This is a genomic window from Mesorhizobium sp. CAU 1732 (assembly GCF_039888675.1).
In the GTDB taxonomy this organism is placed as follows: Bacteria; Pseudomonadota; Alphaproteobacteria; order Rhizobiales; family Rhizobiaceae; genus Aerobium.
In genome coordinates this window covers 40,478-58,732 of the sequence record NZ_JBDQQR010000001.1, presented here as the reverse complement: position 1 = coordinate 58,732, position 18,255 = coordinate 40,478, and the positions used below count along the sequence as shown (strand labels likewise).

19 protein-coding genes are annotated in these 18,255 nt (G+C 63.5%); 16 read left to right on the top strand and 3 right to left on the bottom strand.

Going from position 1 to position 18,255, the window contains the following annotated elements; all coding sequences use genetic code 11:
- The first annotated feature begins 121 nt into the window (after nt 1–121).
- From mnmG to AAFN55_RS00280, 4 genes are read left to right on the top strand one after another with little or no spacing between them, the layout of a single operon-like run.
- Nucleotides 122–1,990, top strand: a complete 1,869-nt coding sequence (gene mnmG, locus AAFN55_RS00295; RefSeq protein ID WP_347796892.1) for a tRNA uridine-5-carboxymethylaminomethyl(34) synthesis enzyme MnmG — start codon at nt 122–124, stop codon at nt 1,988–1,990.
- Complete coding sequence (rsmG, locus tag AAFN55_RS00290; RefSeq protein WP_347796891.1) at nt 1,987–2,652, top strand: 16S rRNA (guanine(527)-N(7))-methyltransferase RsmG; 666 nt, start codon at nt 1,987–1,989, stop codon at nt 2,650–2,652. Before mnmG ends, rsmG begins: the two co-directional genes overlap by 4 nt.
- Nucleotides 2,649–3,446, top strand: coding sequence for a ParA family protein (locus tag AAFN55_RS00285; RefSeq protein ID WP_347796890.1), 798 nt, complete (start codon nt 2,649–2,651; stop codon nt 3,444–3,446). The genes rsmG and AAFN55_RS00285 overlap by 4 nt, the downstream gene beginning before the upstream one ends.
- A gap of 34 nt (nt 3,447–3,480) precedes the next feature.
- Complete coding sequence (locus tag AAFN55_RS00280; protein ID WP_347796889.1) at nt 3,481–4,368, top strand: ParB/RepB/Spo0J family partition protein; 888 nt, start codon at nt 3,481–3,483, stop codon at nt 4,366–4,368.
- A 102-nt stretch (nt 4,369–4,470) separates the two neighbouring features.
- Here AAFN55_RS00280 and holA read toward each other — a convergent pair whose 3' ends face one another.
- Entirely contained in the window at nt 4,471–5,511 is a 1,041-nt protein-coding gene (holA, locus tag AAFN55_RS00275; RefSeq protein ID WP_347796888.1) for a DNA polymerase III subunit delta, read from the bottom strand.
- A 225-nt stretch (nt 5,512–5,736) separates the two neighbouring features.
- Here holA and AAFN55_RS00270 point away from each other — a divergent pair, with 225 nt between their 5' ends.
- Nucleotides 5,737–6,111 (top strand): hypothetical protein, encoded by a 375-nt coding sequence (locus AAFN55_RS00270; protein ID WP_347796887.1) that lies wholly within the window; start codon nt 5,737–5,739, stop codon nt 6,109–6,111.
- 75 nt (nt 6,112–6,186) lie between these two features.
- On the opposite strand, the gene AAFN55_RS00265 is transcribed toward AAFN55_RS00270, so the two are convergent.
- Both AAFN55_RS00265 and AAFN55_RS00260 read right to left on the bottom strand, forming a co-directional pair.
- Nucleotides 6,187–7,257 (bottom strand): TraB/GumN family protein, encoded by a 1,071-nt coding sequence (locus tag AAFN55_RS00265; protein WP_347796886.1) that lies wholly within the window; start codon nt 7,255–7,257, stop codon nt 6,187–6,189.
- A 69-nt stretch (nt 7,258–7,326) separates the two neighbouring features.
- Nucleotides 7,327–8,265 (bottom strand): tyrosine recombinase XerC, encoded by a 939-nt coding sequence (locus AAFN55_RS00260; RefSeq protein ID WP_347796885.1) that lies wholly within the window; start codon nt 8,263–8,265, stop codon nt 7,327–7,329.
- A 126-nt stretch (nt 8,266–8,391) separates the two neighbouring features.
- Between AAFN55_RS00260 and rimM the strand changes: the two genes are divergently transcribed.
- The 11 genes from rimM (at nt 8,392) to leuC (ending at nt 18,198) form a co-directional block, all read left to right on the top strand.
- Nucleotides 8,392–8,988 (top strand): ribosome maturation factor RimM, encoded by a 597-nt coding sequence (gene rimM, locus AAFN55_RS00255; RefSeq protein WP_347796884.1) that lies wholly within the window; start codon nt 8,392–8,394, stop codon nt 8,986–8,988.
- The gene (gene trmD, locus AAFN55_RS00250; protein WP_347796883.1) at nt 8,985–9,710 is read left to right on the top strand and encodes a tRNA (guanosine(37)-N1)-methyltransferase TrmD; all 726 of its coding nucleotides are present in this window, start codon (nt 8,985–8,987) and stop codon (nt 9,708–9,710) included. The genes rimM and trmD overlap by 4 nt, the downstream gene beginning before the upstream one ends.
- Nucleotides 9,711–9,896: 186 nt before the next feature.
- The gene (rplS, locus tag AAFN55_RS00245) at nt 9,897–10,430 is read left to right on the top strand and encodes a 50S ribosomal protein L19 (protein ID WP_347796882.1); all 534 of its coding nucleotides are present in this window, start codon (nt 9,897–9,899) and stop codon (nt 10,428–10,430) included.
- Nucleotides 10,431–10,526: 96 nt separating this feature from the next.
- Nucleotides 10,527–11,345, top strand: coding sequence for a class I SAM-dependent methyltransferase (locus AAFN55_RS00240; RefSeq protein WP_347796881.1), 819 nt, complete (start codon nt 10,527–10,529; stop codon nt 11,343–11,345).
- A gap of 2 nt (nt 11,346–11,347) precedes the next feature.
- Nucleotides 11,348–11,869: a GNAT family N-acetyltransferase gene (locus AAFN55_RS00235; RefSeq protein ID WP_347796880.1), complete on the top strand. Its 522-nt coding sequence runs from the start codon at nt 11,348–11,350 to the stop codon at nt 11,867–11,869.
- Between the two features lie 144 nt (nt 11,870–12,013).
- Nucleotides 12,014–13,378, top strand: a complete 1,365-nt coding sequence (locus tag AAFN55_RS00230) for a dicarboxylate/amino acid:cation symporter (protein ID WP_347796879.1) — start codon at nt 12,014–12,016, stop codon at nt 13,376–13,378.
- Nucleotides 13,379–13,470: 92 nt separating this feature from the next.
- Nucleotides 13,471–14,262, top strand: a complete 792-nt coding sequence (locus AAFN55_RS00225; protein WP_347796878.1) for a transporter substrate-binding domain-containing protein — start codon at nt 13,471–13,473, stop codon at nt 14,260–14,262.
- Nucleotides 14,259–15,071, top strand: coding sequence for an amino acid ABC transporter permease (locus AAFN55_RS00220; protein ID WP_347796877.1), 813 nt, complete (start codon nt 14,259–14,261; stop codon nt 15,069–15,071). The genes AAFN55_RS00225 and AAFN55_RS00220 overlap by 4 nt, the downstream gene beginning before the upstream one ends.
- Nucleotides 15,064–15,267 carry a hypothetical protein gene (locus tag AAFN55_RS00215; RefSeq protein WP_347796876.1) on the top strand — a complete coding sequence of 68 codons (204 nt, stop codon included), beginning with the start codon at nt 15,064–15,066 and terminating at the stop codon, nt 15,265–15,267. Before AAFN55_RS00220 ends, AAFN55_RS00215 begins: the two co-directional genes overlap by 8 nt.
- A 761-nt stretch (nt 15,268–16,028) precedes the next feature.
- Nucleotides 16,029–16,553, top strand: coding sequence for an MgtC/SapB family protein (locus AAFN55_RS00210; RefSeq protein WP_347796875.1), 525 nt, complete (start codon nt 16,029–16,031; stop codon nt 16,551–16,553).
- 235 nt (nt 16,554–16,788) lie between these two features.
- Nucleotides 16,789–18,198 carry a 3-isopropylmalate dehydratase large subunit gene (leuC, locus tag AAFN55_RS00205; protein ID WP_347796874.1) on the top strand — a complete coding sequence of 470 codons (1,410 nt, stop codon included), beginning with the start codon at nt 16,789–16,791 and terminating at the stop codon, nt 18,196–18,198.
- Nucleotides 18,199–18,255: the final 57 nt, after the last annotated feature.

Genomic DNA, 18,255 nt, shown 5'->3' with positions numbered 1-18,255 from the left:
CGCTGACTCACGTGAAACAGTGAGGGTGCCCGTCGGTGTGTTGTTTCACGTGAAACGTGACGCCGGCTCTTGACAGTCTATCGCTCCGGGATCATGCACCGTACCTTCCATGGAGCGAGTCATGCCAACGACATATGATGTCATCGTCATAGGTGGAGGTCACGCCGGCTGCGAAGCCGCGTCGGCTTCCGCGCGCGCCGGCGCGCGGACTGCGCTGGTCACCATGAAGCGCGACAATATCGGTGTCATGTCTTGTAATCCGGCCATAGGCGGGCTGGGTAAGGGACATCTCGTTCGCGAGATCGACGCGCTGGATGGATTGATGGGCCGGGTTGCCGATCGCGCTGGAATTCAGTTTCGCTTGCTCAACAGACGCAAGGGCCCGGCGGTCCGCGGCCCCCGTACACAGGCGGATCGCAAGCTCTACCGGCTCGCAATGCAGGAGGCGATCGACGCTCAGGAGAATCTCCATATCGTCGAAGGCGAGGTCCTGGATATCCGCATGGATGGCGGCGCGGTAGACGGCGTCGTCCTTGCAAACGGCGATCATCTCGCATGTTCAAGTGTCGTCCTGACGACCGGCACCTTCCTGCGCGGCTTGATCCATATTGGAGAAGAACAATTTCCCGCCGGCCGAATGAACGAGAACGCATCGATCGGCCTGTCCGCGACCATGGCGAGACTCGGGTTTTCGCTGGGCCGGCTGAAGACCGGAACCCCGCCGCGGCTTGATGGACGAACCATCGATTGGGACGGTCTCGACAAGCAATTGGCCGACATTGATCCGGTTCCGTTCTCGCTCATGACGGATGTGATCAGCACCCCGCAGATTGCGTGCGGCATCACGCGCACGACCGACAAGTCGCATGAGGTGATCCGTGCCAATTTGCATCGCTCGGCCATGTATTCCGGCTCGATCGAGGGGGTCGGCCCCCGTTACTGCCCGTCGATCGAGGACAAGATTGTCAAGTTCGGCGACCGCGACGGCCATCAGATCTTCCTTGAGCCCGAAGGGCTGGACGACGATACGGTTTATCCTAATGGTATATCAACCTCGCTGCCGCGTGATGCGCAGGAGGCGCTGGTAGCCACGATCCCTGGTCTGGAGCGCGCGGGAATCCTTCAACCCGGCTATGCGATCGAATATGATCACATCGATCCGCGCGAGCTCCGGCATTCGCTCGAGACGCGCAAGGTCGGGGGCCTGTTTCTCGCAGGCCAGATCAATGGCACCACCGGGTATGAAGAGGCTGCCGCGCAGGGACTCGTGGCAGGATTGAATGCGGCCCGCGCCGCGCAAGGGCTCGACGCTGTCACATTCGGACGCGGCGATGCCTATATCGGCGTTCTGATCGACGACCTTGTGCAGCGCGGCGTCAGCGAGCCCTACCGGATGTTTACGTCGCGGGCGGAGTTTCGGCTGTCGCTGCGTGCCGACAACGCGGATGACAGGCTTACGCCAAAAGCCGTCGAGCTCGGTATCGCCAGCGCCGCGCGGGTGGACCGATTCACCGAGCGCAGCGCGGCGTTGACCCGCGCACGCGCGCTTACCAAAAGCCTGTCGGTCACGCCGAACATGGCTGTGCGAAGCGGTTTGAACCTCAATCAGGACGGACAACGCCGCACTGCTTACGAGCTCCTCGCCTATCCGGATATCGACATGGCGCGGCTCACGGCGATCTGGCCCGAGTTGGGAGGCTTTCACGGGTCCGTCGTAGAGCGGCTCGAAACCGAGGCGCGCTATGCCGTCTACCTCGATCGGCAGGAGGCGGACGTCGCCGTCCTGCGACGCGAAGAGGCTCGCGCGATTCCAGAGGATTTGGATTTCAGCCACCTTCCCGGTCTTTCCAACGAATTGAAGCAGAAGCTGGCTGCGCGGAAACCGCGGTCAATAGCCGAGGCGCAGCGCATAGAGGGTATGACGCCGGCCGCCCTGGCTATTTTGCTTTCGAGCCTTCGCCAGGATCTAGCACGACAGGGCGCAGCGTGAGCGATCGCTACGACGAACTCCAAAATGTCGCTGGACCGGTTTCACGTGAAACATTTGAACGGCTTGTCACGTTCGAACGGGAATTCCGGAGATGGTCGGCCAGCATCAATCTCGCAGCCCCCTCGACGCTCGACAGCCTATGGCGCAGGCATATCCTGGATAGCGCGCAACTCGCGGCGCTGCAGCCAACTGCATCGAAGTGGCTCGATCTCGGATCCGGTGGCGGGTTTCCCGGCGCCATCATGGCCATTCTGCTGATGGACAGACCCGGCGCGTCGATCGAATTGGTCGAGAGCAACAACAAGAAGGCGGCGTTCCTTCGCACTGTTCTGGGAAGCCTGCGGGCGCCTGCCAAGGTGCATATTTGCAGGATAGAGGATGCCGCAGACCGCGTCGCCGTGCCTGAAGTGGTGACGGCGCGGGCCCTTGCGCCCCTGCCCCTCTTGTTGAATCTGTCCGCTCCATGGTTGACGAAGACCGCAACCGCGCTCTTTCACAAAGGCCGGGATTACGCGTCGGAGATTGTCGAAAGTCATGACGCCTGGCGATTCGATCTGGTAGAACATGTCAGCAAGATCGATCCGGAGAGCCGCATCCTGGAGATATCCAGGCTTGAACGCCGCCGGGACAACGAAGCGAGCGATAGAACGAACGCGCCATGACATCGCGACCCCGCATCATCACAGTCGCCAACCAGAAGGGCGGCGTCGGCAAGACCACAACGGCCATCAACCTCGCCACCGCGCTCGCCGCGATCGGCGAACGGGTGCTGATCGTGGATCTGGACCCGCAAGGCAATGCCAGCACTGGACTCGGCATCGATCGCCAGGACCGGTCGGTATCGTCATACGATCTTTTGACGGGTGAGGCCGGCGTTGCCGAGTCGGCCATGCCGACCGCCGTGCCCGGCTTATATATCATTCCGTCAACTCTCGATTTGCTCGGTATCGAGATGGAGATCGCGGCCGCGCCCGATCGTGTGCTGCGGCTGAGGAACGCGTTGCGGCGCGCTGCCGGAGAAGGGGTCGATTTCGGTTACGTGCTGATCGACTGTCCGCCGTCTCTCAACCTTCTGACGCTGAATTCGATGGCGGCGGCCGATTCGGTGCTCGTCCCCTTGCAATGCGAGTTCTTCGCGCTCGAAGGGCTCAGCCAGTTGCTCCAGACCGTCGAACAGATCCGGAATTCGATCAATCCGGAACTGACGATCCAGGGCATCGTGCTGACGATGTTCGATGGTCGTAACAATCTTGCCAATCAGGTGGTCGAGGACGTGCGCGCCCATATGGGCGACAAGGTCTATGAAACCGTGATCCCGCGCAATGTCCGGGTTTCCGAAGCGCCGTCCTACGGCAAGCCGGCCATCCTCTACGATTTGAAATGCAGCGGCAGCCAGGCCTATTTGCAGCTTGCTTCGGAAGTCATTCGACGCGAGCGCAGGCTGCGTGCTGCCTGATCCTCTGTCCGATGCTGAACGATACGGTTTCGATATGAACGACGATCCTTCCCGCAAACGCCTCGGCCGGGGCCTCGCGGCTCTCATTGGCGAGATGGACAAGCCCGTGCAGCCGGCCGCCGCCGTTCCGGCAAGCGTGGGGGCGGATGGTCGCGTGCCGATCGAATTCGTGTCCCCGAACCCGCGCAACCCGCGACGTACGTTTGGCGAGATGGAGCTGACCGACCTCGCGCAGTCCATCCGTGAGCATGGCATCGTGCAACCGGTGGTGGTGCGCCCCTCCCCGCATTCCGCCGATCGATATGAGATCATTGCGGGCGAGCGGCGCTGGCGGGCGGCGCAGCGCGCCGGACTGAATGAGTTGCCGGTTATCATCCGCGATGTCGACGACCGGGTAGCGCTCGAACTTGCCATTATCGAGAATGTGCAGCGCGCCGATCTCAATCCGGTCGAGGAAGCGCTCGGCTACCAGCAGTTGATCGACGACCACAATTATACGCAAGCCGATCTCGGCCAGGTCATCGGCAAGAGCCGCAGCCATGTAGCGAACACGCTGCGGTTGCTGAAACTCCCGGATGTCATTCGTGAGATGCTCGTCGCTGGAGAGTTGTCCGCCGGCCACGCGCGGACATTGGTCACCTCGGACGACCCGGCCGGGCTGGCTCATCGCATCGTGGATGAAGGCCTTTCGGTTCGTCAGGCCGAAGCGCTGGCGCAACAGCCGACTCAGCCAACACCTGCCGCGCGCACGCCTTCCACGCCGGTCGAAAAGGATGCCGATACGCTTGCGCTCGAAAAGGCCCTTTCGGACGTGACGGGGCTCAAGGTCACCGTCGCGCACGGCAAAAAGGGCGGCGAACTCAAGATCGCCTACAAGACGCTCGAGCAGTTGGACGAACTCTGCCGTAAACTCCAGGGCTGATGGGCAGTCGCGCCTTCGCGCCGCTGTCTTACAATCTAGATCGCCCTCGGTTTGAGCATCGGAATCATCCGAAAACCGGATTCCACTTTTCGGTCCGATGCTCTAACGGCGGGCGCGCGCGGATTCGACCAGCAGCGCGATGAGCGCCTGTCGCGCGGTCGCGGTTGCGAGGTCAGGCCTCTGGCGGGTCAGCAGGATCGCGGCCTGGAGCCGTTCAAGTGCCCGCCCTAAAGCCGGCGCCTGCCATCGCTGAAGTGCTCCTTCAACCAGTTTCTTGCGCGCGAAGAAAACCGGAGGCCGCGCCGAAGCCACGACGGCTCCGGCGGGCTTGCCGGCTCCGTCCATTTCCCCGCGCATCAGGTTGAGTAGCTGGAACTGCCGAAGCGCGGCAGCCAGAAGCAGGAACGGATTCGTGCCCGAGGACACGAGGCGGGTGAAGGCGGTGTCGAACTCTACCGGTTGCCCGGTGAGCACGGCATCGATCGCGTCATCGACGCCGGAGCCCGACACGTCGCCGACGGTGGCGCGAACGTCGGCCAGCGTGATCTCGCCTGTGCCGAGGCAATAGAGCGCAAGCTTGTCGATCTCGCTGCGGGTCGCCAGCCGGTCGCCGCCGAGATTGGCGCGCAAGGCATGACGCGCATCGAGCGCGATCGTCAGATTTTCGCGCGCGAGAACCTCGTCTATGACGCCGTCGATGGTCCGACCCTCGTCGGCATAGCAGGGCAGCGCCATCGCGCCGAACGCCGCCTCGATGGCGCTGCGCAGAGCCGCGCCCTTCTTCAGATCACCGGCCTCGATCACGATCAGCGCATCCGGCGGCGGGGCGGCGGCGAGCGCCTTGACCTCGTCGGCAAGCTGCTTCTGGGCACCTGCGCCCCGTACCCAGACAAGACGTCGCGCCGCAAACATCGGCATCGTGCCGGCCTCGTCGGTCAGCCTGCCAGGTGAGGCTTCGACCTCGGACGCATCGAGACGAACCGAGGAAAACGGATCGTCCGCATCGAGACCCGACTGCTTGACCAAGGCTTTCGCGCGTTCGGAAACAAGGCCGCGATCCGGTCCATAAAAGAGCACCACGCGGATCGCCGGATCGGGACGCCGCAACCAGGATTCGACCTCATGAGCCTTCTTCTGAGCCATTGGGACTGGCTATCACAGTCGCGGACGAAGGGAAGGGGAATTCTGGGTACAAAAGCCTGCGCATTTCTCAACTATTTGATTATCTTAAGTTTTCCGGCGTTTTGTGGGATGTTCGCGTCGTCGGGCCGCGCCCTGGTCTTCATGGCAAAAGCCGGCTTTGGAACTCTGGGAGGGCGATCACGTTGATAGGCACTGACCGAGCAACACAAAATGTGGAGAATGATCATGGCCGACCCTAGAATTCCTGATCCGCACCATACCGATCCCGCAGCGCCTCGTTCGCCTTACAGCGATCCGGCCGCTGATCCCCGGATCGCGAACCAGACTGTCGTTCAGCCGAGTGGCGGACGCGGTGGACTTATCGCTGCCGGCGTCATTGCGGCACTTCTGGTGATCGCGCTGATTGCATTCAGCACCGGCCCATCGACTGATCCGGGTACGACGGCTGTCATTCCCGAGCAGACGACGCCTGAGCCCGCTGCACCGTCGGCTGCGCCTCCGGTCGATACGGCCCCGGCTCCGGACGCTACCGCGCCGGCCCCGACGGAGCAGGCTCCGACCACGCCTCCGGCTGGTGATGCGCCTGCGGCCAACCAGTAAGCTGGACTTGGCATGCCGAACAAAAAGGGCGAGCCGCGTGGCTCGCCCTTTTTGTTCGAGACTATGCGTCGGTGGTCAGCGCTCAGGCGTGAGGCGATAGCCGTCGGCGCGCAGGAGAGCGACGAGCCCGTCATCGCCGGGAAGGTGCAAGGCGCCCACCGCGACGAAGGCGCCGCCCTCGTTCAGGATCGGCTCGGCACGTTCAGCCATCGTCTTGTTTCGCGCGGTGATCATCGCTTCCTCGAAGGCAGCGAAGCCCTCCTCGGTGTTGCCGTCAGACGGCAGGGCGGCGCGAAAGAACGGCCAGAACGTGCCGGTTTCTCCCTCCAGATAGAGCACGATCATCGTTTCGATGACGTCATCCATGCGGTCGCCGAGTTTCAGCGTGTCGACCAGCCCCTGAATGTGAAACTCCATGGGAAGAGACGCCATCGCGCCGAGCTGGTCCGTCACGGTCTCCAGCCCCTTCAGCGCTTTCCCTGCGTCCTTTGCATCGGCTGCCAGCTTGGTGTCGAGCACGGGTGCGCCGGCGGCCTTACGGGCGAGTTCGCAGGCCGGCAGCGACACCATGGCCCCCAGCATCCAGGGCTTCATCTTGGCGACGCTCGCCGGCGGAATGCCGCGCTTCGAAAGCGCATCTTCCACGGTCTCACGGTCGTCTTGGGAGAACAGAGACATGAGCGTCGTGTCGTCCGTGAACATCATGAGTTCCGGCTGGGCCATCATCGCGGCCATCATTTTCGATTGATCGAGAACGTCGGTCGTCTCGATCACCACCGTGCTCGACGCGTCGAACGCGGCCTGGGCGCCTGCGCCGAGCGTGAGGACGCGCGGATCTGACATGTGCATCGTGCCGAACAGCCACGAGGCGGCGATGCCATCCTTTTCGACTTTCCAGAGCACCGCTTCGCCGTTCAGAATGTTCGATGCCTCGGCCCTGATGAGGGCCAGACGATCCGGATCGTCCCGCTCCATTTCCGCCAGCATGTCGCTGCCGGTACACTGGACGGTATCCTGCGCGTACGCCTGTCCGCTGCCAAACATCAGCGTCGCCATAAAGGCTAATAAAAACAATATGTTGATCGCTGCGAGCACCCCCAGGGCAAGGCTGGAGGCGCGATCCGCCATGGTGGATTGCTGTGTCATGGCAACTTTTCTAGCGTCGATTGGCAGCAAAACGGTTAAACCGGTCGTGAAAAGTCGCGGCACGCGCGATCAGGCCCTCGGGTGCGCGGCATCGTAGACTTCCAGCAAGCGCGCGGTGTCCACCCCGGTATAGACCTGTGTCGTCGAGAGGCTGGCGTGGCCCAGCAATTCCTGGATCGTGCGCAAATCCCCGCCCTTGGCCAGCAGATGGGTGGCGAAGGAGTGGCGCAGCGCGTGCGGCGTCGCGGTGTCGGGCAAATTGAGCGCCGATCGCAGCTTCTGCATCTCGCGCTGGATGATCGCCGGCTGAAGCGGCCCGCCACGCGCGCCGCGAAAGAATGGCGATCCGTCCGCGAGGTGGTAGGGACACAGCCGCCGGTACTCGGCGGCAGCGGACACGACGATGGGCAGAACGGGAACGATGCGCGTCTTGTCGCCCTTTCCGGTGATGCGCAAAGCGGATTGCGAGGCGTCCTTCAGCGCTTCGCCCGTCAGGCCCAGCGCTTCGGAAATGCGCAGTCCCGAGCCGTACAGCAGCGTCAGCACGGCCGCGTTGCGGGCAGCGATCCACGGTTCCTCGGAAAGTTGCTCGCCAGCGGCGACGACGCGCCGGGCATCGGCGGCCGTCAGCGGCTTGGGCAGCGATTTCGGCTGACGGGGCGCGCGCATTGCCGCCGCGCCTGCGGAGTTGGCGAGGCCGCGCTTTTCGAGAAAGCGCAGCAGCGAGCGGATTCCGGCCAGACCTCGTCCGAGCGATCGCGGGCCGGCCCCGCCGGTCCGCCGGTGTGACAGGAAGGCGCGAAGATCGATCGGCTTCAGGTCGGCGATGTCTGCAAGGCCGGGCGCGCCACCGCCATGCGCCGTGAGAAACTGCAGGAACTGGCGCGTGTCGCGCTCATAGGCTTCGACCGTTAGCGCAGACAGGCGCCGCTCGCGCGACAGCGAGCCGAGCCATTCGGTGCGTGCCGCGTGCAGGTCCGGCCGTGCGGAGATCAGAAATTCGTCCATCTGGGCATCACTTCGCTGACGTTGGAGGCATCCTGCGGGGTTTGGGTTAGCGACAGATGAAGGCAACGCAATTGAAACCGCGCCCGCGCGGGGCTAAAGCGCGTAGATCAAGCTTGAGAGACAAGAATGGCAAAGCCGCAAAATCCAGTCCTGATGGCCATCATCGGCGCGCCGCATGGCATCAAGGGCGAGGTCAGGGTCAAGACCTTCACCGGAGACCCGATGGCGCTCGGCGACTACGGCCCGCTCTACGCCGCCGATGGGCGGAAACTCACGCTCGGCCAGTTGCGCCCGGCGAAGACCGTCGTCGTCGCGCGCTTCAAGGAGATTGCCGATCGCAACGCGGCGGAGGCTGCGACCGGGCTCGAGCTCTTCGTGGATCGCGCCGCCCTGCCCGACGACCTCGATGACGACGAATTCTACCAGACCGATCTCGTCGGCCTGTCGGTTCGCGACGAAAACGACCAGCCGATCGGCACGGTCAATGCCGTGCACAATTTCGGCGGCGGCGACATCGTCGAGGTAACGCTCGGAGGCAGGCGCTCGGTGCTGATCCCGTTCACCCTTGCCGCCATCCCCAAAGTGTCGATCGCCGATGGGCTGATCCAGATCGACAGCGCGGCTGCCGGTCTGCTGGATGACGACGACGAGGACGCAGACGCCGGCGAGGGCGCGCCCGACGATCGCCCGCGCGGCCCGACATCGGCGGGAGGCAACCGGTGACGTTTCGCGCCACCGTGCTGACGCTTTATCCCGAGATGTTTCCAGGCGCGCTCGGCGTGTCGCTCGCGGGCCGCGCGCTGGAGGCCGGCACATGGTCGCTCGATGCCGTGCAGATCCGCGACTTTGCCTCGGACAAGCATCGGACGGTGGACGACACGCCGGCGGGCGGCGGCGCGGGCATGGTGATGCGCGCGGACATCGTCGCCAAGGCGGTGGATGCCGCCTCGCCCGCTGACGACGATCGCCCGCGCCTGTTGATGAGCCCGCGCGGCAAGCCGCTGACCCAGGCGCGCGTGCGCGATCTGGCGGCCGGTCCCGGCGTCGTGATCCTGTGCGGCCGCTTCGAAGGCGTCGACCAGCGCGTGATCGATGCGCGCGGTCTCGAGGAGGTCTCGATCGGCGACTATATCCTGTCGGGCGGCGAGCCGGCAGCGCTCGTTCTGCTCGATGCGGTCGTGCGGCTGCTGCCCGGCGTCATGGGCAACGAAGCATCCGGGACCGAGGAGAGTTTCGAGGGCGGGCTGCTGGAGCACCCGCATTACACACGCCCGCAGGATTTTGAGGGCCGCGCGATCCCTGAGGTGCTTCTATCGGGCAACCACAGGAAGATCGCCGAGTGGCGCCGTGCGCAGGCTGAGGGTCTGACGATGGAGCGCCGGCCGGATTTGGCGAGCGCGTGTCTTGAACCGCCACCTACCAAAAAACGCAGTGGAGACGCGTGACAAGCGGCTTGAAACGCTGTATTAGCCCGCCACCGATCCGGGATGGTCCCGGCCCGTCAACAATTACGGTGAATTCGCTCCTGTCGTTCGGCCTTTGTGGTCGGGAGACATAGCCAGGCGGCCAAAGCTGCTGCATGGCGAGGGTCGAGCGCTCTGGCTGTTCGAAGAACAAGAAGAGGTAAGGCGATGGACATCATCCGTCAGCTCGAGGCCGAACAGGCCGCGAAGATCGAAGAAAAGCGCAAGCTCCCCGAATTCCAGCCCGGCGATACGATCCGCGTTCAGGTGCGCGTCACCGAAGGCACGCGTACGCGTGTGCAGGCCTATGAAGGCGTGTGCATCGCGCGTTCGGGCGCGGGCTTCCAGGAAAGCTTCACGGTTCGCAAGATTTCCTACGGCGAAGGCGTCGAGCGCGTATTCCCCGTCTATTCCCCGATGGTCGAGGCCGTCGAGATGGTTCGCCGCGGCAAGGTTCGTCGCGCCAAGCTCTATTATCTGCGCGATCGTCGCGGCAAGTCGGCTCGTATCGTCGAGAACACCGGCGTTCGCGCCCGCAAGCTCAACGATGGCGAGCGCGATGCGCTGAACGCCGAGAAGGCCCGCATCGAAGCCGAGAAGGTTGCCGCCGCGCAGGCTCTGGCAGCCGAGAAGGCTGCAGCGGAAGCCGCCGAGAAGGCCGCATCTGCCGAGGCGGAAAAGGAAGCCGCTGCTTCGGAATAGTCTTCCGCACAGATCGGTTTCGAACATGGCGGCCGTTGGCCGCCATTTTCATATGTGCCGCTGCGACCGACGGCACCAACGGGAGGAGAGCGACGGATGGATCATTTCACGGAAGCGAACCTGGCGAACTGGAACGACCGCGCCGACCTGCATGCGACCGACACGACCGGGCTCTACCGGATCGCCAGCGTCCTCGAAGGTGGCTCCGCGCTGCACGACCTCGAGGCGGGCGAGATCGGAGACCTGTCCGGCAAAAACATCGTGCATCTGCAATGCCACATCGGTCTCGACACGCTGAGCCTGAAGCATCTCGGCGCGGCAAGCGTGACGGGTCTCGACTTTTCGCCGCGCGCCATTGCTGCTGCCCGCGATTTCGCCAGACAGGCCGGCACCGAGGCGCGCTTCGTCGAGGCTTCGATCTACGATGCGCCCAAGGCGCTCGGCGCGACCTACGACATGGCATTCGTCACCTGGGGCGCGATCAACTGGCTTTCGGATATCCGGGCCTGGGCGCAGGTGGTGGCGGACGTGTTGAAGCCGGGCGGCACGCTTTATCTGCTCGAAGGCCATCCGCAGCTCTATCAATACGAACTGCGCGACGGGAAACTCGAACTGACGGCCGACTGGCGCACGCCATCCGCCAAGCCGCTGACCTATGACGATACGCAGACTTACACCGGCGACGAGCGGCCGCTGACCAACACGCGCAATTACGAATGGATTCATCCGATCAGCGACGTCATCGGCGCGCTGATCGGGGCCGGATTGGCGATCGATTTCCTGCGCGAGCACGAAATCATCGTCTGGCGCGCCTTTCCGGGGATGATCGAGACCGGTTTGGATCAGTTCGAATTGCCGCCAGGCCTGCCGCGCATTCCGATGTCGTATTCGATCGGCGCGACCAAGAAAGGCTGAGTATGACAGGTTCCGCAAAGCGCAGCGTGTCCATCCGCGCCCTCTCGCTCACCGATCTCGACGCCTATCGGGCGTTGCGGCTGACCGCGCTTCGCTCGAACCCCGACGCCTTCGGCGCGAGCGAGCAGGAAGATGCGCTGATGTCGGACGCGGAGATGGCGCGCCGCGTGGTGCCCGAGACGCCCGAACTCAGCCTTGGCGCCTTCGCCAGCGATACGCTCGTCGGCATGGCCGCCTATGTGCCCAATCCGCGCCTGAAGATGCGCCACAAGGCGATGATGGTCGCCGTCTTCGTAGCGCCGGAAATGCGCGGTGCCCGTGTCGGGCGTGCGCTGGTCGAGGCTATCATCGCCCATGCACGTATGCAGAGGGTCATCCTCCAGTGCACCGTGGCCGCGCATAACGAGGCCGCCCGAATGCTTTACCACGCACTCGGCTTCGAGCCGTACGGGCTGGAGAAGAATGCACTCCAAGTGGATGGACATTTCATCGACGAAGAGCTTCTGGCGATCGATCTGCGGTGATTCCGCCGCTAGAAATTTCTGCCAAATCGCCGGCCGCTGGAATTTCATTTCTCCCTGCTCGGCGTTTTCAGGCCTATATGGAAACAAAATGCGGCCTCCACCGTTGATGGTCGGTTGCCGTTCCCTGTTTCAAGGCTAACTGCGATGCCCCTTTCTTCCCAGACCACCGCGGCCGCTCCCCGGCCGTTCTACTATTCGTTCGGATTCCAGGTGCTTGCGGCCATGGTGATCGGCCTCGCCCTCGGTTTCGTCGCCCGGTCGATGGGACCCGACGCGGCCGGTGATCCCAACTGGCTGGCCACCACGCTCTCCACCGTCGGCTCGATCTTCGTCCAGCTCCTGCGCGCGCTGGTGCCGCCGCTGATCTTCACGGCGATCGTCGCGTCGATCGGCAATCTGAAGGACCTGTCCAACGCGGCTGCGCTGGTCTGGCAGACGCTCCTGTGGTTCGCGATCACGGCGCTGATCGCCGTCATGATCGGCATCGCGCTCGGCCTGATCATCCAGCCGGGCGTCCACACGCAGGTTCTGGCGGACGCCGCCCGCGAGCCCTCGACCACCGGCTCCTGGCTCGACTTCCTCAAGGGGCTGATCCCGGCCAATATCCTCGGTTTGCAGGCCTCGACCCGGCTCGCCGATGAAGGAGCCACCACGGCGCTCAACTTCAATGTGCTGCAGATCCTGGTGATCTCGATCGTCATCGGCGCGTCGGCGCTGCGCGTCGGGGCGGCGGCCGAGCCGTTCCTGGAGTTCAACCGTTCGCTGCTGGCGATCGTGCGCAAGGTGCTGTGGTGGGTGATCCGGCTGACGCCGATCGGCACGATCGGCCTGCTCGGAAACGCCGTGGCGCAATATGGCTGGAATACGCTCGCGCAGCTCGGCTGGTACGCGATCGCGATCTATATCGGCCTCGCCCTCGTCGTCTTCGGCGTCTATCCGATCCTGCTCATCCTGCACGGCCTCAATCCCGTGCGCTTCTTCGCGGGTGCCTGGCCGGCGATCCAGCTCGGTTTCGTGTCGCGCTCATCGGTGGGCACGATGCCGGTGACGGAAGCGGTCACGGAACGGGCGCTTGGCGTGCCGCGCGAATACGCGGCATTCGCCGTGCCGCTCGGCGCGACCACCAAGATGGATGGTTGCGCGGCGATCTATCCGGCGATTTCCGCGATCTTCGTCGCCCAGTTCTTCCAGCTTCAGCTCGGCATCGAAGACTATATCCTGATCGTCTTCGTCTCGGTCATCGGCTCGGCGGCGACGGCCGGCCTCACCGGGGCGACCGTGATGCTGACGCTGACGCTGTCGACGCTCGGCCTGCCGCTCGCCGGCGTGGGCCTGCTGCTCGCCATCGACCCGATCCTCGATATGGGCCGTACCGCGGTCAACGTCGCGGGGCAGGCACTGGTGCCGACGATCGTCGCCAAGCGCCAGGGCATCCTCGACCAGGACCGCTACGACGGCGCGGGTACGATCGACATTCTCGACGTCGGCGCGCAGCCGAGCGCTGCCTGAACTGTCCGGCAAGAACCGACCCGCCCGACGGTGCTTGGCAAAAGCATCGTCGGGCGGCTAGTTTCCCGCAGACACCAGTTGAGGAACCCCCGATGATCCGCCTTTTCGCTTCGATTGCGGCGCTTGCAACACTCTTCACGGCACCGGCGCTCGCTCAGGATTTGCCGGACCTCGGCGGCAAGTCGATCGTGATCGTGACGGAGAATGCCTATCCGCCGCTGCAATTCATCGATCCCAAGACAGGCGACCCGATCGGCTGGGAGTATGATGCGCTGGCCGAAATCTCGAAGCGGCTCAATCTCAAGGTCGAGTACCAGAACACGAGCTGGGACGCGATGATCCAGTCGGTGTCCGGCGGCCAGTACGACATGGGCATGACCGGCATCACGATCCGCGATGACCGCAAGGACAAGGTCGATTTCTCCGACCCCTACATGCATTCCGAGATGCGCATGCTGGTGCGTGCAGGCGAAGATCGCTTCAACGATGAGAAGGAGTTCGCCGGGCTCGAGAGCGGGCTGATCGCGGCCCAGCCCGGCACCACGCCGTTCTACGTCTCGGTCTACGACATTCTCGACGGCAACGAGCAGAACCCGCGCATCAAGCTCTTCGAGACGTTCGGCGCGACCGTACAGGCGCTGCTGACGGGCGATGTCGATCTGGTGCTGACCGATGGCGTCGCGGCCAACGGCTATGTCGAATCGTCCGGGGGCAAGCTGAAGGTGATCGGCGGGCCGCTCGGGTCCGAGGATTTCGGCTTCATCTTTCCCAAGGGTTCGGACCTCGTCGCACCGATGAATGCCGCGATCGCATCGCTGCGGGCGGACGGCACGCTCGACGCGCTGAACAAGAAGTGGTTCCTCGACTACACGTTGGGCGAGTGAAGCCGTCCTCATCGTCTCAGGAGGATTTCCCCTACTGGCTGGTCGCGGCTGTCGCGCTTGCGGTCGCTACGGCTCTGGCGATCGCGAACAGCGCTCTCTATTCGCAGGTCTTCACGATCGTCTCGCGCGGCATCGGCATCACGATCTTCGTGACGATCGTCGGGTTCGCGCTCGCCACAATGCTTGGGCTGGGCATCGCGCTGATGGCGCTGTCGGGCTCGAAACCGCTTCGCCAGACCGCGCGCTTCTATGTCGAGATCATCCGGGGCGTGCCGATCCTCGTTCTCCTGTTCTGGATCGCTTTTGCCGGCGTCCCGGCCTTCGTCGCGGGCTGGAACTGGGCGACCGGCCCTCTCCGGGAGGCGGGGATCGTCGGGGAGCTTCTGGTTCGCGATATCTCGCTGTTGTGGCGCGCGATCCTGGCGTTGACGATCGGCTATTCAGCCTTCATCTCGGAGGTGTTTCGGGCGGGAATCCAGTCTGTCGACGGCGGTCAGGTCGAGGCTGCCAAGGCGCTGGGCCTGTCGCGGTTCCAACGGTTTCGGCTGATCGTGATGCCGCAGGCGCTGCGCACCATCCTGCCGCCGCTGGGCAACGACTTCATCGCGATGGTGAAGGATTCGTCGCTCGTTTCCGTGCTCGGCGTCGCCGACATCACCCAGATGGGTAAGGTCTACGCGTCCGGTTCCTTCCGCTTCTTCGAGACCTACTCCATCGTCGCCTATATCTACCTCCTGCTGACCGTCAGCCTGTCGCTGGCATTGCGCGGGCTGGAACGGCGCATGCGAAAGGGAGCGAAGAATGCGTGACGAGCCCATAGCGGCCCTCGATGCGGTCTATGCCGCGCAGACGCCGGAAGAGCTTGGCCGCGCCTATGCGGGATGGGCGGCCGACTATGATCGCGAGACAAAGAGAGAAGCCCGCCGACGAGTGACGGGCTCCCTGCTATTAGGCCGCGCGATCACCGTAACGCTGGCGAGCTACATCATAACTGCCAACGTGTAACGTACCGTGCTTAACCTCTGAAATACGGCCGGGGTTCACGTCGAAATTGGCTGCGATTCGGTTCTGAAACCAGCCTTCCCACAACATGCGGTGAACCTCGACTGCATCGTCAAATGTGAGTGTATAGCTCGGATAATCCGGAAGATTGGCCATAGCCATTGTCTCCTAATGTGAAGACGATGGGCTTGACCACGGCCGGTTTTTGACTCAAAACCAGCATGCAACATAGCCGTGTCCCGCGCCCATCGACCAGATTGAGCGGGATGTGAACTTGGAGAACCGTCGCTTACTGGGGGAGTTAGTGGCGGTTTCTTCGTTCGTAGACACGAATGTTATGAGCGACTGCCGAACTTTGAGTCAATGCCGTAACGTTACAGTTTGGAACGTATCCCGAACTGATTCAGAATATTCAGAATATTCAGAATATTCAGATATTTCAGTTGCTTACAGCTCCTCCCGTAAGCCCTTGCCGCGTAGTGGTGTAGTGAACTGATAATCAAATTACTCTAATTCCAGTCCCGTCGTCCAGTTTGTGCGGTGCACAAGAGCGAATCGATCTTGTGTGCGCGTAAGATCATGAGATCATTATCTAATTTACATATGCACATGTTGACATACGATGTGCCGAGCCGGAGGTTCTCGTGAAGGCGTTCGTCTTCGAGATTCTTTAGCCGCGCAATCGTTCATACCGGTGAATCGACAGCGGAACCTGCGTCACGCCACGGCGTTTGATGGCATCGACGTCCGAGGGGGGAACGCGTGTGCAAGAGATTCTCGACGATATCGGCCATCCGACCTGGCTGCCGTTCTCTGTCATCGCGGCCCGGCTGGCGATCGCGGCTCTTCTTGGCGCGGTGATCGGTTTTGAGCGTGAATGGCGCAATCACCCGGCGGGCCTGCGCACGCATATATTGGTGGCGCTGGCCGCCGCTGCCTTTGCTATCCTCGGCATCGAGATCGTCCACAGCGCGCAGTTCGACGCCGACGCCTCGCGCCTCGATCCATTGCGCCTGATCGAAGCCGTGACGGCCGGCGTGGCATTTCTCGCCGCAGGCACGATCATCTTCGCGCGTGGCGAGATCAAGGGCCTGACGACCGGCGCCGGCCTGTGGCTCGCCGGCGCGATCGGTCTCGCCGCCGGTCTCGGTTTCTGGCAGATCGCGGGCTATGCGACCCTGCTCGCCATCGTCATCCTCGGGCTTATGCATCCGCTTGAGAAGGCCGTTACAGCGCACAAAGCCCGCGACGAAGCCCAGAAGGACGATGACGCGCCGACCGGGCGGTAGCCGAGTACGAACGGCGGAAGATTGCCGCCCGCCCGAAAGGCTGGTATGAGCGGCGTCATGGAAGAACTCTTCGGACATCCGGCTTACAAGAGCTTCGTGCTGCAGGACCATAAGCGCCTGCCGTCGCGGTTCTTTGCGTGGGTGTCCGGCGCGCTTCTCGCCCGCGCGGGCTGAGCTGCGCCTGCCGGCTGATGCCGGCCATTTCCCCAGTTTCGCCATCGACGGATTTACGCATATGACCGCACCGCGCACGCTTTACGACAAGATTTTCGACGACCACGTCGTCGACCGCCAGGACGACGGCACCTGCCTGCTCTATATCGACCGCCATCTCGTCCATGAGGTCACCAGCCCGCAGGCCTTCGAGGGCCTGCGCATGACCGGACGCACGGTTCGCCAGCCGGAACGCACGCTGGCCGTCGTCGACCACAACGTTCCGACCTCGCCGGACCGCAAGAACGGCATCAAGAACGAGGAGAGCCGCATCCAGGTCGAGGCGCTGGCGAAGAACGCCGCCGACTTCGGTGTCGAGTATTATTCCGAGAACGACGTCCGCCAGGGCATCGTGCATATCGTCGGCCCCGAACAGGGCTTCACCCTGCCCGGCATGACGATCGTCTGCGGCGACAGCCATACCTCGACGCATGGCGCCTTCGGCGCGCTCGCCCATGGCATCGGCACGTCGGAGGTCGAGCATGTGCTCGCGACCCAGACGCTGATCCAGAAGAAGGCCAAGAACATGCTGGTGCGCGTCGATGGGCAGTTGCCCCAGGGCGTGACCGCCAAGGACATCGTCCTGGCGATCATCGGCGAGATCGGCACGGCCGGCGGCACTGGCTACGTCATCGAATATGCCGGCGAGGCGATCCGCGCACTGTCGATGGAAGGCCGCATGACGATCTGCAACATGTCGATCGAAGGCGGCGCGCGCGCCGGACTGATCGCGCCGGACGAGACGACCTTCGCCTACGTCAAGGGCAAGCCGCGCGCGCCGAAGGGCGCGGCGTGGGACATGGCGCTCGACTATTGGCGTACCCTGAATACCGACGAGGGCGCCCATTTCGACAAGGTCATCGTGCTCGATGCGGCCAAGCTGCCGCCCATCGTCACCTGGGGCTCGTCGCCCGAGGACGTCGTGTCGATCACCGGCGTCGTGCCGAACCCGGACGAGATCACAGACGAAAACAAGCGCAACTCCAAGAAGCGCGCGCTCGACTATATGGGGCTGGCCGCCGGTACCAAGATGACCGACATTGCGATCGACCGCGTGTTCATCGGCTCGTGCACCAATGGCCGCATCGAGGATCTGCGCGCCGTCGCCAAGGTCGTCGAAGGCAAGACCGTCGCCTCGACGGTCGATGCGATGATCGTGCCCGGATCGGGCCTCGTGAAGGCGCAGGCCGAAGAAGAAGGCCTCGACAAGATCTTCATCGCGGCGGGTTTCGACTGGCGCGAACCGGGTTGCTCGATGTGCCTGGCCATGAACGACGATCGCCTCAAGCCGCACGAACGCTGCGCATCGACCTCGAACCGCAATTTCGAGGGACGCCAGGGCTTCAAGGGCCGCACGCATCTCGTGTCGCCGGCCATGGCCGCAGCAGCCGCGATCGCCGGCAAGTTCGTCGACATCCGCGACTGGCAGTAGTCTGATGAAGACCGGTACCCGCCTCGCATTCGCGGAGCGGGTACGAATTCTTAACGA